Origin of the sequence: Mesorhizobium sp. M1A.F.Ca.IN.020.06.1.1 (genome assembly GCF_004023265.1) — a bacterium.
GTDB lineage: Bacteria > Pseudomonadota > Alphaproteobacteria > Rhizobiales > Rhizobiaceae > Mesorhizobium.
Genome location: NZ_RZSR01000067.1, coordinates 1 through 11,544, shown reverse-complemented (window position 1 = coordinate 11,544; position 11,544 = coordinate 1). Strand labels below are relative to the sequence as shown.

10 protein-coding genes and 1 pseudogene are annotated in these 11,544 nt (G+C 63.7%); 1 reads left to right on the top strand and 10 read right to left on the bottom strand.

What is annotated here, in order from left to right; translation table 11 throughout:
- From EOA60_RS05340 to EOA60_RS05330, 3 genes and pseudogenes are all read right to left on the bottom strand, one after another.
- Positions 1-433 (bottom strand): annotated as a pseudogene (locus tag EOA60_RS05340) (SH3 domain-containing protein); the annotation flags it as partial.
- Positions 434-483: 50 nt separating this feature from the next.
- Entirely contained in the window at positions 484-834 is a 351-nt protein-coding gene (locus tag EOA60_RS05335) for a MarR family winged helix-turn-helix transcriptional regulator (RefSeq protein ID WP_066996450.1), read from the bottom strand.
- A 73-nt stretch (positions 835-907) separates the two neighbouring features.
- The gene (locus EOA60_RS05330; RefSeq protein WP_095824210.1) at positions 908-2,272 is read right to left on the bottom strand and encodes a leucyl aminopeptidase family protein; all 1,365 of its coding nucleotides are present in this window, start codon (positions 2,270-2,272) and stop codon (positions 908-910) included.
- A 122-nt stretch (positions 2,273-2,394) separates the two neighbouring features.
- Here EOA60_RS05330 and EOA60_RS05325 point away from each other — a divergent pair, with 122 nt between their 5' ends.
- On the top strand, positions 2,395-3,222 hold the full coding sequence (locus EOA60_RS05325; RefSeq protein WP_095799347.1) for a tetratricopeptide repeat protein: 828 nt from the start codon (positions 2,395-2,397) through the stop codon (positions 3,220-3,222).
- A gap of 186 nt (positions 3,223-3,408) precedes the next feature.
- Here EOA60_RS05325 and EOA60_RS05320 read toward each other — a convergent pair whose 3' ends face one another.
- The 7 genes from EOA60_RS05320 to cpaB form a co-directional block, all read right to left on the bottom strand.
- Positions 3,409-4,425: a type II secretion system F family protein gene (locus tag EOA60_RS05320; protein ID WP_095824211.1), complete on the bottom strand. Its 1,017-nt coding sequence runs from the start codon at positions 4,423-4,425 to the stop codon at positions 3,409-3,411.
- A gap of 13 nt (positions 4,426-4,438) precedes the next feature.
- Complete coding sequence (locus tag EOA60_RS05315) at positions 4,439-5,452, bottom strand: type II secretion system F family protein (RefSeq protein ID WP_095824212.1); 1,014 nt, start codon at positions 5,450-5,452, stop codon at positions 4,439-4,441.
- A 131-nt stretch (positions 5,453-5,583) separates the two neighbouring features.
- Positions 5,584-7,083: a CpaF family protein gene (locus EOA60_RS05310; protein WP_067324583.1), complete on the bottom strand. Its 1,500-nt coding sequence runs from the start codon at positions 7,081-7,083 to the stop codon at positions 5,584-5,586.
- 30 nt (positions 7,084-7,113) lie between these two features.
- Positions 7,114-8,397, bottom strand: a complete 1,284-nt coding sequence (locus tag EOA60_RS05305; RefSeq protein ID WP_206628097.1) for a CpaE family protein — start codon at positions 8,395-8,397, stop codon at positions 7,114-7,116.
- 31 nt (positions 8,398-8,428) lie between these two features.
- Positions 8,429-9,166, bottom strand: a complete 738-nt coding sequence (locus EOA60_RS05300; RefSeq protein WP_095824213.1) for a CpaD family pilus assembly protein — start codon at positions 9,164-9,166, stop codon at positions 8,429-8,431.
- A gap of 14 nt (positions 9,167-9,180) precedes the next feature.
- Positions 9,181-10,710, bottom strand: a complete 1,530-nt coding sequence (locus EOA60_RS05295) for a type II and III secretion system protein family protein (RefSeq protein WP_067324577.1) — start codon at positions 10,708-10,710, stop codon at positions 9,181-9,183.
- Positions 10,707-11,519, bottom strand: coding sequence for a Flp pilus assembly protein CpaB (gene cpaB, locus EOA60_RS05290; RefSeq protein WP_067324575.1), 813 nt, complete (start codon positions 11,517-11,519; stop codon positions 10,707-10,709). The genes EOA60_RS05295 and cpaB overlap by 4 nt, the downstream gene beginning before the upstream one ends.
- Positions 11,520-11,544 lie beyond the last annotated feature (25 nt).

Below are 11,544 nucleotides of genomic sequence, written 5' to 3'. Positions count from 1 at the left end.
GCGCGTAGTGCGTGCCGCGCGTTTCGGCGGAACCCGTCGCCGTCCCCGCGGGGCCTATCGACAGTTGCCCGCCGATCGGGAAGCGCAGGTCCGGTCCGGGATAGAGGAAGGTGCGCGGCACGGAGACGATGTGGGTGGGCGCATGCTCACGTGCGCCGAGTACATTGTCGGCGGCATAGCCGACATAGCCGTCGCGCTCGGCCTGCACCCAGGCCCAGCCTTCCGCAACCTCGAAGACCAGCACGTCCTCGCCGAACAGCGCCTGCGTGTTGATGCCGGCATCGGGGCGCGGAGCCTTGCGCAGGTCGGCGACGGCGGCGGTGATCCGCGCCGGGCGGCCGGCGACAAAGCGGTCGGCGGCGACTTGCCCCTTCAGCCTGGCATCGGCGAGATCGGAACGAAAGGCGTGAAGGCGGGCATCCCTGGCGGTCAAATCGGTAGTCCAGTCAAATGGGTTTATCGGTCAGACAGACGAGTTGTCGGTCAGATGGGCAGCTCATGCGCCTTTGCGACGATACCATCACCGAAGCGCTCGACAAAGAGCGCGCCCTCCACCGTGCGCCGGATCAGCACGTTGCGCTTGTCGAGCTCGTCGCGGTGGCGCGAGACCAGCTTCAGCGCGCCCATCGTGTCGAGCGCGCGGGTAATGACCGGCTTGGTGACGTTGAGCCTCGCGGCCAGCCCGCGCACCGTATGCGGCGGCGGATCGAGGTAGATGGTGAGCAGGATCGCGGTCTGGCGCATGGTGAGGTCGGGCGCGTCGTCGCGCACCTGCGACAGCAATACCTGCTGCCACAGTCGCAAGGCCTGGCTCGGGCGCATCGAGATCGACATCCGCCAAGCATGACGGGAAATTGTTTCGCTTCCGTTTCAGTCCGCGACGGCTTTTCCAGTTTTCTCGTCACACTCACCAGAAGCGCTTCGAGATCACTCGTTCCAGCGCGCGAATGCCTTGCGCTTCACCCCCCGTCAAGCCGTATGGGCGATCACTCGGGTTCCAGGCGAAGATGTCGAGATGCGCCCAGCCGGGGGTCTTCTCGACAAAGCGCTTGAGGAAGAGCGCCGCCGTGATCGATCCGGCGAAGCCGTCCGTCGTGACATTGTTGACGTCGGCGATCTTCGAGGAAAGCTTCGCGTCATAGGGACGCCACAGCGGCATGCGCCACAGCGGATCCTCGACAGCAACCGAAGCCGCAGCCAGGTCGGACGCCAGTGCCTCGTCGCCGGTGTAGAAGGGCGGCAGATCGGGGCCGAGCGCAACACGGGCCGCTCCGGTCAAGGTCGCCATGTCGAACAGCAGGGCCGGCCTTTCCTCGTCGGCAAGCGCCAGAGCGTCGGCCAGCACTAGCCGGCCTTCAGCATCGGTGTTGCCGATCTCCACCGTTATCCCCTTGCGACTCCTCAGCACGTCGCCAGGCCGGAAGGCATTGCCGGCGATCGAATTCTCGACCGCAGGGATCAGCACGCGCAGCCGCACATTCCGTTTCGCCGCCATGATCATCGAGGCGAGACCCAGCACGTTGGCGGCGCCGCCCATGTCCTTCTTCATCAGCAGCATGCCCGACGACGGCTTGATGTCGAGGCCGCCGGTGTCGAAGCAGACGCCCTTGCCGACCAGCGTCACCTTCGGCGCGTCGCTCGGGCCCCAGGTCATGTCAATCAGCCTCGGCGCGCCGGCCGAGGCGCGGCCGACGGCATGGATCATCGGAAAATTCCGCGCCAGGAGATCGTCACCCTTGACGACGGAGACGTCGGCGCCGTGCCCGGCTGCCAATGCCCGGACAGCCTCCTCGAACTCATCCGGCCCCATGTCGCTCGTCGGCGTGTTGACGAGATCGCGCGTCAGGAAAATAGCCTCGGCGGTGCGGCGCACATGCGCGCCGTCGGCGCCCGACGGCAGCGCGAAGCGCAACGCCCTGCCGGGTTTCTTGCCGTAGCGGGTGAAGGCGTAGCCGCCGAGGACGACGGCCAGCGCCGCAAGATCGGGCGCTGGCAGATCCTGAGCGAAATGCCATTCACCCTCGGGCAGCGCCCGCGCCAGGGCGCCCACGGCAAGCTGGCTCTCGCCGTCGCCGGTGCCGAACAGCGCGCCGGCGAGACCGCCACCTTCGGCCGGCAGAACGAGCGTGCGGCCCGCCTCGCCGGAAAAGCCGTTGGCCCGTGCCCAAGCGATGACGGAAGGGGAAAGGCCAGTGCCGTCGAGGCCATCCTTTCCCACCAGGTAGACTGGCAAGGCTGCTTCCGGTTTCTGGTCAATAAGTTCGACAGGCATTCGATGGTCTCCGGCCGGCACGGCGAGTCGGCTTCTTAACGATCCGTTAGGGTTAACAGAATATTTCTGTGGGAGGGAAGACGGCCAGCTTAATGGCCGCGCAGGAATGGAGATAGGCGCCGATGCCGATCAAAGCGTTGACCTTCACAAGCAAGCGTCTGGTCACCACGGCATTGATGGCGGTGCTGGCGGCCAGCGTGGCCGGCTGCGGCAGTACCAGCAAGTTCACGACCGGCTCCATTTCCCGCTCCGACAACCGGCCCCTGGAAACGATGTCGGCCAGCGAACTGCACAGTGCCACGACCAGGCTCGGCGAATCCTACGCCCGGAACCCGAATGACAAACGCATCGCCACCAACTATGCCGCGGCGCTGCAGATGGATGGCGACGCCGACCAGTCGCTGGCGGTGATGCGCAAGCTCGCGATAGCCTACCCCAAGGACCGCGACGTGCTCGCCGCCTACGGCAAGGCGCTTGCCGCCAACGGGCAGTTCGAGCAGGCGCTCGATGCGGTGCGCCGCGCGCAGACGCCGGAATATCCGGACTGGCGCCTGGTTTCGGCTGAAGCCGCCATCCTTGACCAGATGGGGCAGCGGGACGAGGCACGTCAGGACTACCGGAAGGCGCTCGAGCTCAAGCCGAACGAACCCTCGATCCTTTCCAATCTCGGCATGTCCTATGTGCTGGAGGGGGATCTGCGCACCGCCGAGACCTATATGCGCTCGGCCGCGCAGCAACCCAACGCCGACAGCCGGGTGCGGCAGAACCTGGCGCTGGTCGTCGGCCTGCAGGGTCGTTTCGACGAGGCCGAAAAGATCGCCTCGCAGGAGCTTTCGCCGGAGCAGGCGCAGGCCAATATCGCCTATCTGCGCCAGATGCTTGCGCAGCAGAATGCCTGGAGCCAACTCAAGGATCAGGACAAGGGCAAGGCGAAGGTCGCGACCAACTGACTGCCCGGCACCTACAGAGGTCATCGTTCTACGGAAACCGCGAGTTGCTCTAGCTGTTTGTTTTTTCCGCAATTCCGGACGGAAAACCGTTACACACTTTTCCTGGAATTGCTTCAAGGCTGGGCCAGACAGCAAAGCCGCGCGGCGCCTGCCACGCGGCTTCTGTCATGACTTCGATGGCTTCGCCTATTGGCTGCTGGAATTGTGCTGATCGCCAAAGATGCCGCGCTGGCTGACCTGGATGCCGGCCGGCCCTAGAATGATGGCGAACAGAACCGGCAGGAAGAAGAGGATCATCGGCACGGTGAGCTTCGGCGGCAGTGCTGCGGCCTTCTTTTCGGCCGCATTCATACGCATGTCGCGGCTTTCTGAGGCGAGCACGCGCAGCGCATGCGCCACCGGCGTGCCGTAGCGCTCCGCCTGGACCAGGGCCTGAGTCACCGCCTTCACCGAATCTAGACCGGTGCGGCTTGCCAGGTTCTCGTAAGCGACCCTGCGGTCCTGCAGATAGGAGAGCTCGGCATTGGTGAGCACGAATTCCTCGGCGAGGGCGACGGACTGAGTACCGATCTCGTCGGCGACCTTGCGAAGCGCTGCTTCCACCGACATGCCGGATTCGACGCAGATCAGCATCAGGTCGAGCGCGTCCGGCCATGCCAGTTGGATCGACTGCTTGCGTTTGGTGGCGCGGTTGTTGACGTAGAGGATCGGCGCATAGAAGCCGCCATAGGCTACAAGAATGCAGACGAACAGCTTGATGAAGGCAGGCTGCTGCGCCAGACCGCCGAGAAGGAACAGGTAGATCGCCGCGAGCGCGAATCCGACAAAGGGCAGGATCAGACGAAAGAACAGGAAGCGCGTCAGCGGATTCTGGCCGCGGAAGCCTGCAACTTTCAACTTCTGCAGCGTGCCTTCGTCGGCAAGCGCGCGCTTGAGATCCAGCCGTTCGACGATGTTGCGCATGCCGATCGACTGTTCCTCGCGCAAACCCTTGCGGCGGCGATCGGCTTCATTGGCGAGCCGCTGACGCTGCTTGGCGCGCAGCTCATCACGCTCGAGCGCCACGGTTTTCATGCGCGCCTTGAGCTGATTGCCGCCAAGCGCAGGCAGGAGCGTGAAGACGGTCGCAAAAACCGCGATGCCGACCAGGAGCGCGATAAGAAACGAAGGATCGGTTAGCGTCTTGACGACCTGGTCTGTCATTGGATCCGCGTCCCTACACTTCGAAGTTCATCATCTTGCGCATCACCAGGATGCCGATCGACATCCAGACGCCGGAGCAGCCGAGGATCAGATTGCCGACGCTGGTGGTGAATAGCGGCATGATGTAGTTCGGACTTGTCAGATAGACGAGAAAGGCGACGACGAACGGCAGGGCGCCGATGATGACGGCGGATGCCTTTGCTTCCATCGACAGCGCCTGTACCTTGGCCTTCATCTTCTTGCGGTCGCGCAGCACGCGCGAAAGGTTGCCCAGCGCTTCGGAGAGATTGCCGCCGGCCTGCGACTGGATCTGGATGACGATGCCGAAGAAGCCGGCCTCGGTGCATGGCATGGTCTCGGACATGCGCATCGTGGCATCGGGGATCGACATACCCATCTGCTGGGAATCGACGATACGGCGGAATTCGGAGCGGACCGGCTCCGGGGATTCATTGGCGATCAGGCGGATCGCGTCGTTGAGCGGCAGACCAGACTTCACCGCACGCACGATGATGTCGAGGGCATTCGGGAATTCCTCCAGGAAGGCCTTCACCCGGCGCGCGCGACGAAACGAGACGAACCAGCGCGGCAGGCCGAGGGCTCCGGCCAAGAGAGCGCCGGGCAGGACCAGCAACGGCGCGCCGGCAAGAAAGGCGAGGATCGTAAGCACGATGCCGCAGATCACCGAGTAGATGTAGAAGCGCTCGAGGGAGACGGTCATGCCGGCCTGGCGGATCTGGGCCCTCAGCGGCGGTTTCTTGACGTTGCGGTCATTGGTTTTCTGCTTTTCGTCGAGCTGCTTGAGCGAATCCTGAAGCGTCTTGCGCCGTCTGACCGCTTCCGCGGCGCGGTCGCGCGTAGCCTTCACCACCGATCGGTCGGTCTCGGCCGTCTTGATCGTTTCAAGGCGCTTGCCGGCCTGCTTCTCGTTATCGATGCGCTTGACCAGGAAGGCATAGGCTATCGCGCCGGCGCTGAGGCCCGCGAGCACGACGAAAGCCATAACCGTGGTGTCAATTCCGAACATCGACCGGGTCCCCTACACCTCCAGATGCACTAGAGCGGTTCAGCTTTTTATAAAAGCGCTGACCCACTCTAAGTATTTGTTTTTACGCAATTCCGGACAGAAAACCGCTACGCACCTTCCCTGGAACTGCTCTAGTCAGCGCGTTTCTCCATGGCCTCGAGCGCGTTGGCGAGGCGCTGCTCCTCGCCATAGTAGCGGGCACGATCCCAGAAATGCGGCCGGCCGATGCCGGTGGAGACATGCTCGCCGATCAGACGGCCGCTCGCGTCCTCGCCCTTGATGTTGTAGAGGACGAGGTCCTGGGTGATGATGACGTCGCCTTCCATGCCGATCACCTCGGTGATGTGGGTGATGCGGCGCGAGCCGTCGCGCAGACGAGCCGCCTGGATGATCACGTCCACCGAGCCGACGACGATCTCGCGCACCGTCCTCTGCGGCAGTGAATAACCGCCCATGGCGATCATCGATTCAATACGGTTCAGGCATTCGCGCGGGCTGTTGGAGTGGATCGTTCCCATCGAGCCGTCATGGCCGGTGTTCATCGCCTGCAGAAGGTCGAACACTTCCGGTCCGCGCACCTCGCCGACGATGATCCGTTCGGGCCGCATGCGCAGGCAGTTCTTGACGAGATCGCGCATGGTCACCTCGCCCTCGCCTTCGAGATTGGGCGGCCTGGTTTCGAGACGCACCACGTGCGGCTGCTGCAGCTGCAGCTCGGCCGAGTCCTCGCAGGTGATGACCCGCTCCTCGCGATCGATGTAGTTGGTCAGGCAGTTGAGCAGCGTCGTTTTGCCCGAGCCGGTACCGCCCGAGATGACGACGTTGCAGCGGACGCGGCCGATGATCTTCAGGATCTCCGCGCCTTGCGGCGAGATGGCGCCGAACTTGACCAGCTGGTCGAGCGTCAGCTTGTCCTTCTTGAACTTGCGGATGGTGAGCGCGGTGCCATCAAGCGACAGCGGCGGCGCGATCACGTTGACGCGCGAGCCGTCGGGAAGGCGCGCGTCGCAGATCGGGCTCGATTCGTCGACGCGGCGGCCGACCTGGCTGACGATGCGCTGGCAGATGTTGAGCAGTTGCTGGTTGTCGCGGAAGCGAATGCTGGTCGGTTCGACCTTGCCGTTGACTTCGATGTAGACGTTCTTTGAACCGTTGACCATGATGTCGGCGATGTCGTCGCGCGCGAGCAGCGGCTCCAGCGGCCCATAGCCGAGCACGTCGTTGCAGATATCCTCGAGCAGCTCTTCCTGCTCGGAGATCGACATCGCGAAATTCTTGATCGCGATGATGTCGTTGACGATGTCGCGGATTTCCTCGCGCGCGCTTTCCGGATCGAGCTTGGCGAGCTGCGAAAGATCGATCGTGTCGATGAGCGCGGAAAACACCTGGCTCTTGGTGTCATAGTAGGTTTCGCTGCGCTCGCGCTGGACCCTTTTCGGCGGCTCGGGCGCCATCGGCGGCGCCTCCACCGGACGGCGAACGGGGGACGCGGCGGGCGTGCTCGGCGCGGGCGCGGCCGGCCGATCGACAGCGATCGTCCCAGCCGGAGCGGGAGCGGCCGGAGGAGGTGCTGGCGGACGGAATTCGGGAGCTGCCCGGCTGCCGTCGTCTGTGCCTCTTTTACCAAACATGATCGACTACCCGATGCCGCTCAGCGAGCGTCACTTCTTGCTGCGTGAAAGCTTGCCGAGGATGGCTCCAAGGCTTGCCTTCTTCTTCGCCTTGATCTCGCTGCGCCCTGTCAGCACATGCGCTATTTCGTTGATCGTGCCGACAACCGGACTCTTGGCGTCCATTTCGCCGAGCATGCGGCCGTTGTTGGCCGCGTTGCCGAACAGCAGCGGCTCGAAATTGATCACCGCCATGGGTGTGATGCCGAGCGGTTCGGAAAAATCCGATGCCGCGATCTCCGGGCGTTTCGGAACGCCCGCCTGGTTGATGATCAGCTTCGGCGGCGGGTCGTTCGGACGCAGCCGCTTCAGCATGTCGACCATATTCTTGGTGTTGCGCAGATTGGCGAGTTCTGGCGTGGCCGTGATGACGATCTCGTCGGCCTTGATCAGCGTGCTCTTGGTCCAACCGCTCCAGACGTGAGGGACGTCGAGCACGAGCAAGGGCGCGCTGCGCTGCGCCGTTTCGATGACCTGGGAGAAGGCGTCCGGATCGAAATCATAGACGCGCTCGAGCGTGGACGGTGCCGCCAGCAGCGACAAATGCTCGGCGCATTGCGCGAGCAGCCGGTCGAGATAGACCTCATCGACGCGCTCGGGCGAAAACACCGCCTCGGCGATGCCCTGCGCGGGGTCCCGGTCGAAGTTGATATTGGCGGTGCCGAAGGCGGGATCGAGATCGGCGACGACGACTTCGGACTTGAACAAGGACGACATCGCCCAGGCGACGTTGTGGGCGATCGTCGAGGAGCCGACGCCGCCCTTGGCGCCGATGAAGGCGATGGAGCGGCCGATCGGATCGGACTCGGGATCGACGAAGATCGACGAGACGACGCTGACGATATCGGTCATCGAGACCGGCGCGATGACATATTCGGAAATGCCCGAACGGATAAGCTCTCGGTAGAGGCCGACATCGTTGTAATGGCCGATGACCACGACCTTCGAGGTCGGATCACAGTATTCGGCGAGCTGAGCGAGCTGCTCCAGCAGCTGTTTCGGCTCGCTGCGCGATTCCAGCAGGATCAGGTTTGGCGTCGGCGCCGACTGGTAGAATTCGATCGCGGTGGCGATGCCGCCCATATGGACCTTGAGATGGGCCTTGGCCATGCGACGATCCTCGCCGGCGCGCCCGATCGGATTTGCGACGCCTTCGGTCTCGCAGAAAGCCTGGATCGAGATGCGCGGCACCGGGCGCAGCGCCTGCATGGCGGCGATGTCCTGTTGCGAAAGATCGCCGGTATCGGCAGGCGTGTCGTAGGCAAGATTGCTCATCGTCATGCTCTTTCCGTGATCCGCCGCGGGCTCAGTAAGTCACTTCCGAATTGCCGAGGAACTCATCCGAAATGCCTCTCGCCCGATAGACGTCGATCACCGCGCCGCGATTTTCGGCATCGATGTCGGACTGCTTGCGTGGCCCGAGCAGATCGTTGGGATTGGCCATCTGGGCGGCGAGGTTGTTCTGATAGGAGCACCCGAAATCGGCGTAGTGCTTGTTCTCGGAAGTCTCGGTCAGATCCTCGGGCCAACGCCCGCATTTGTCGGTCTGTGCCCTCACCGCCACGAAGGCCACGCGGACCGGCGCCGAAGCCTCGGGCACGGCCGACTGATAGGAGGTCATGATGATATTGTTGCGCTTGACGCCTGCGGCCATCGCAAGTCTGGCGAAATCGCGGCTCGCGGCTTGGGCGGCGGCCTGGTTCGCGGAACCCACCGGGGCCGCGATCGTCAGCGCCGGCGCGGCGCTCCTGTCGTAGCCGTCGAGGAAGCCGAGCAGAGTGTCGCGCTGCGAAGCCGTCATGCCGCGATCACCGGCGCCGACCGGGAGGTCGATCTTCTGGTTCTTCTCGGCGATAACGATCGGATGATTGGTGCGGTAGTCGTCCGGAATGGAGCCCACTGTCACACTATCGCGATGGAAGTTGGCGCATCCGGCGAGCGACGCCGCAAGGGCGATCGCCAGGACCGGAGCCGACCCGCGGAACCGTCCGCGGCCCGATTGTGCCGCTGCGATCGTCATGGCCTTCAATGTTGAGTTGGACATGTCCGCTTTCCCGCTCACTTGTAGATGAAGCCGACAACGCCGTGGTAACGGCCAGGTGGCCTATCGGTCTGCATGGTGCCGTAGACGCGATTGACGCGACCGAGGAACATGCCAGCGCCGTCGCTCGGCGCATTGAAATTATCGTCGGGCTTGGCCAATTCGTTGCGCGCCACGGGCCGCGCCAGATAGGGCGTGATGATGATCACGAGCTCGCTCTCGTTGCGCACGAAGTCGCGGCTGCGGAAGAGCGCGCCGAGCACCGGAATCTTGGTCAGTCCGGGCAATCCAACGACGGCCTGCCTGACGTCGTCGCGCACGAGGCCTGCGATCATCATCGAGCCGCCGGAAGGCAGTTCCACCGTCGTATCGGCCAGGCGTTTGCGGAGCGACAAAGCGTTCATGCCGATGCTGCTGTTATCCGTGGATGCCGACACGGAGCCCTCGGTTGTCGGTTCGGAAACCGACGTTCTCACCTTCAGGCTGATGCGGCCGGGTGACAGCACCACCGGCTGAAACTCCAATCCGATGCCGTATTCGATCTTCTCGATCTGATAGGTCTTCAGGCCGGTCTGGTTGTCGTTGGAGACGTTGGCGGAAACATTGGTCACCATGTTGTATTCGCCGCCGACCTTGAAGGTCGCCTTCTCCCCCGACACGGCGGTCAAGGTCGGCTCGGCCAAGGTCTTCATGACCCCCGACTGCTCCATTGCGTTGATATAGGACTGCAGCCCGGACGCACTGATACCTAGGCCCGCGTTCGACAGCGGCTTACCGAGACCAGTGTAAGGGTCGCTGAGCGCGCCCCAGGAGATGCCGTTGCTGCCGCCGCTGGCCATCATGTTGACGCCGAGCTGCTTCATCACCGAGCGGCTGACTTCGGCCACCGTGACCTTCAGCGTCACCTGATCGTCGCCGATGATCTGCAGCAGATTGACGATCTTGGAGACCCGGCGCTCCTGGTCGGGATTGTTGATGTCGACGCCGCCATTGGCGGACCCGCCGGCGGCCGTCTGCGAATATTGGCCGGTCGTCGCTTCACCGCCCGAGACGAAGATGGTGGCCAGGTCGACGGCGCGCTTGGCGTCGAGCGGTGTATCGACATTGCCGGTGAGAATCACGTTGTCGTTCAGCAGCTCGACCTTGATCTGCGACGTCGGGAGGAAGCGCTTGAGATAGTCATCCAGCCCGGCCACATCGCGTTCGACCGCCAGGTCAAGACTGGCGATCTGCTCGCCGTTGGGGCCGAAGACGAAGATGTTGGTTTCGCCGACCGCCTTGCCGAACAGATAGATGCGGCGCGCCGTGCGCGTCACTGCGTCGGCGACCGCGGGATTGGCGACGAGTATGTCGTAGGCGTCGCTCGGCAGGTCGATGACCACCGACTTATTGAGGCCGAGCTTGACGCGCTGCGAGGCAACCGAGGCCGTCACACCCGCTGCCCTGTTCGCGGCCTTTGCCTCGACGGGCCCAGGTGCATTGGTGCCGATCAGGAACAGGCCGATTGCGGCCGCCGCGATGACGGGCAGTTTGCCGATTAGCCTCATTTCCTTGCTCCCACTTCGGAAACCTGGCCCGACTTGATCAATCGCACCGTGCCGCGCCGGCCATTGCCGTTCACCAGATAGTCGGCCTCGCCCAGGTTCTTCTCATTCGTGTCGGTGATCGAACGCAGCGCCAGGGTCAGGCGGTCCGCCATCTGCTGCGCCACCGTGATGATCTCCGCCTGCTGCGGCGTGAGCTCCAGCGTCGCGGTCTGGCCGACCCTGGTCTTCTTGCCTTCCTCGTCCTCCTGGATGGTCTGGTCGATGGCCAGGACACGAATGTTCTTCAGGATGGTCTCGGTATTGAAGCCGCTGCCGCCATTGCTGGCGTCGGCCCGCCGGGTCATGATGACGTCGACGAAGTCATTGGGCAGGATGAAGCCGCCGGCGGACGTATCGGCCGATATGGCGGTCGCGACCGCGCGCATGCCGGACGGCAGGATCGAGGACATGAAGCTCTGCCCCTCGCCGACCAGCTTGGAGCGCCGCAACGGCTCACCGGCATACATGGCTACACGCGCCACCGAGCCCTTCAGCTTTTCGACTGCGTCCGGTTCGGCCGCACGGGTGATGAAATTGGCGTTGATGCCGCTCGCCGGCCACTGCTCCCACCTGATGTTGTCACCGAGCTGGCTGCCCATTGCGACATCGCCGGAAAGCGCCAGCACGTCCTGCAGCGCGATCGCCGGCTGCTTGGGAGCGTTGACGACGACTTGAGCCGGCGGCGCCACTACCATGTTCTTCGCGACATAACCCGCGCCACCCGCCGCGGCCACGGCCACGCTCAGAATAATCAGTCGGGATGCTGGCATTCGTCCGGTCCCTTCGCCTCAAGGC

Excerpts from the sequence above, each read along its gene's own strand:
- EOA60_RS05315 (WP_095824212.1), bottom strand. The coding sequence starts at position 5,452 with ATGTTCGGAATTGACACCACGGTTATGGCTTTCGTCGTGCTCGCGGGC.
- EOA60_RS05300 (WP_095824213.1), bottom strand. The coding sequence starts at position 9,166 with ATGTCCAACTCAACATTGAAGGCCATGACGATCGCAGCGGCACAATCG.
- EOA60_RS05305 (WP_206628097.1), bottom strand. The coding sequence starts at position 8,397 with ATGAGCAATCTTGCCTACGACACGCCTGCCGATACCGGCGATCTTTCG.
- cpaB (WP_067324575.1), bottom strand. The coding sequence starts at position 11,519 with ATGCCAGCATCCCGACTGATTATTCTGAGCGTGGCCGTGGCCGCGGCG.
- EOA60_RS05335 (WP_066996450.1), bottom strand. The coding sequence starts at position 834 with ATGTCGATCTCGATGCGCCCGAGCCAGGCCTTGCGACTGTGGCAGCAG.
- EOA60_RS05310 (WP_067324583.1), bottom strand. The coding sequence starts at position 7,083 with ATGTTTGGTAAAAGAGGCACAGACGACGGCAGCCGGGCAGCTCCCGAA.
- EOA60_RS05330 (WP_095824210.1), bottom strand. The coding sequence starts at position 2,272 with ATGCCTGTCGAACTTATTGACCAGAAACCGGAAGCAGCCTTGCCAGTC.
- EOA60_RS05295 (WP_067324577.1), bottom strand. The coding sequence starts at position 10,710 with ATGAGGCTAATCGGCAAACTGCCCGTCATCGCGGCGGCCGCAATCGGC.
- EOA60_RS05320 (WP_095824211.1), bottom strand. The coding sequence starts at position 4,425 with ATGACAGACCAGGTCGTCAAGACGCTAACCGATCCTTCGTTTCTTATC.
- EOA60_RS05325 (WP_095799347.1), top strand. The coding sequence starts at position 2,395 with ATGCCGATCAAAGCGTTGACCTTCACAAGCAAGCGTCTGGTCACCACG.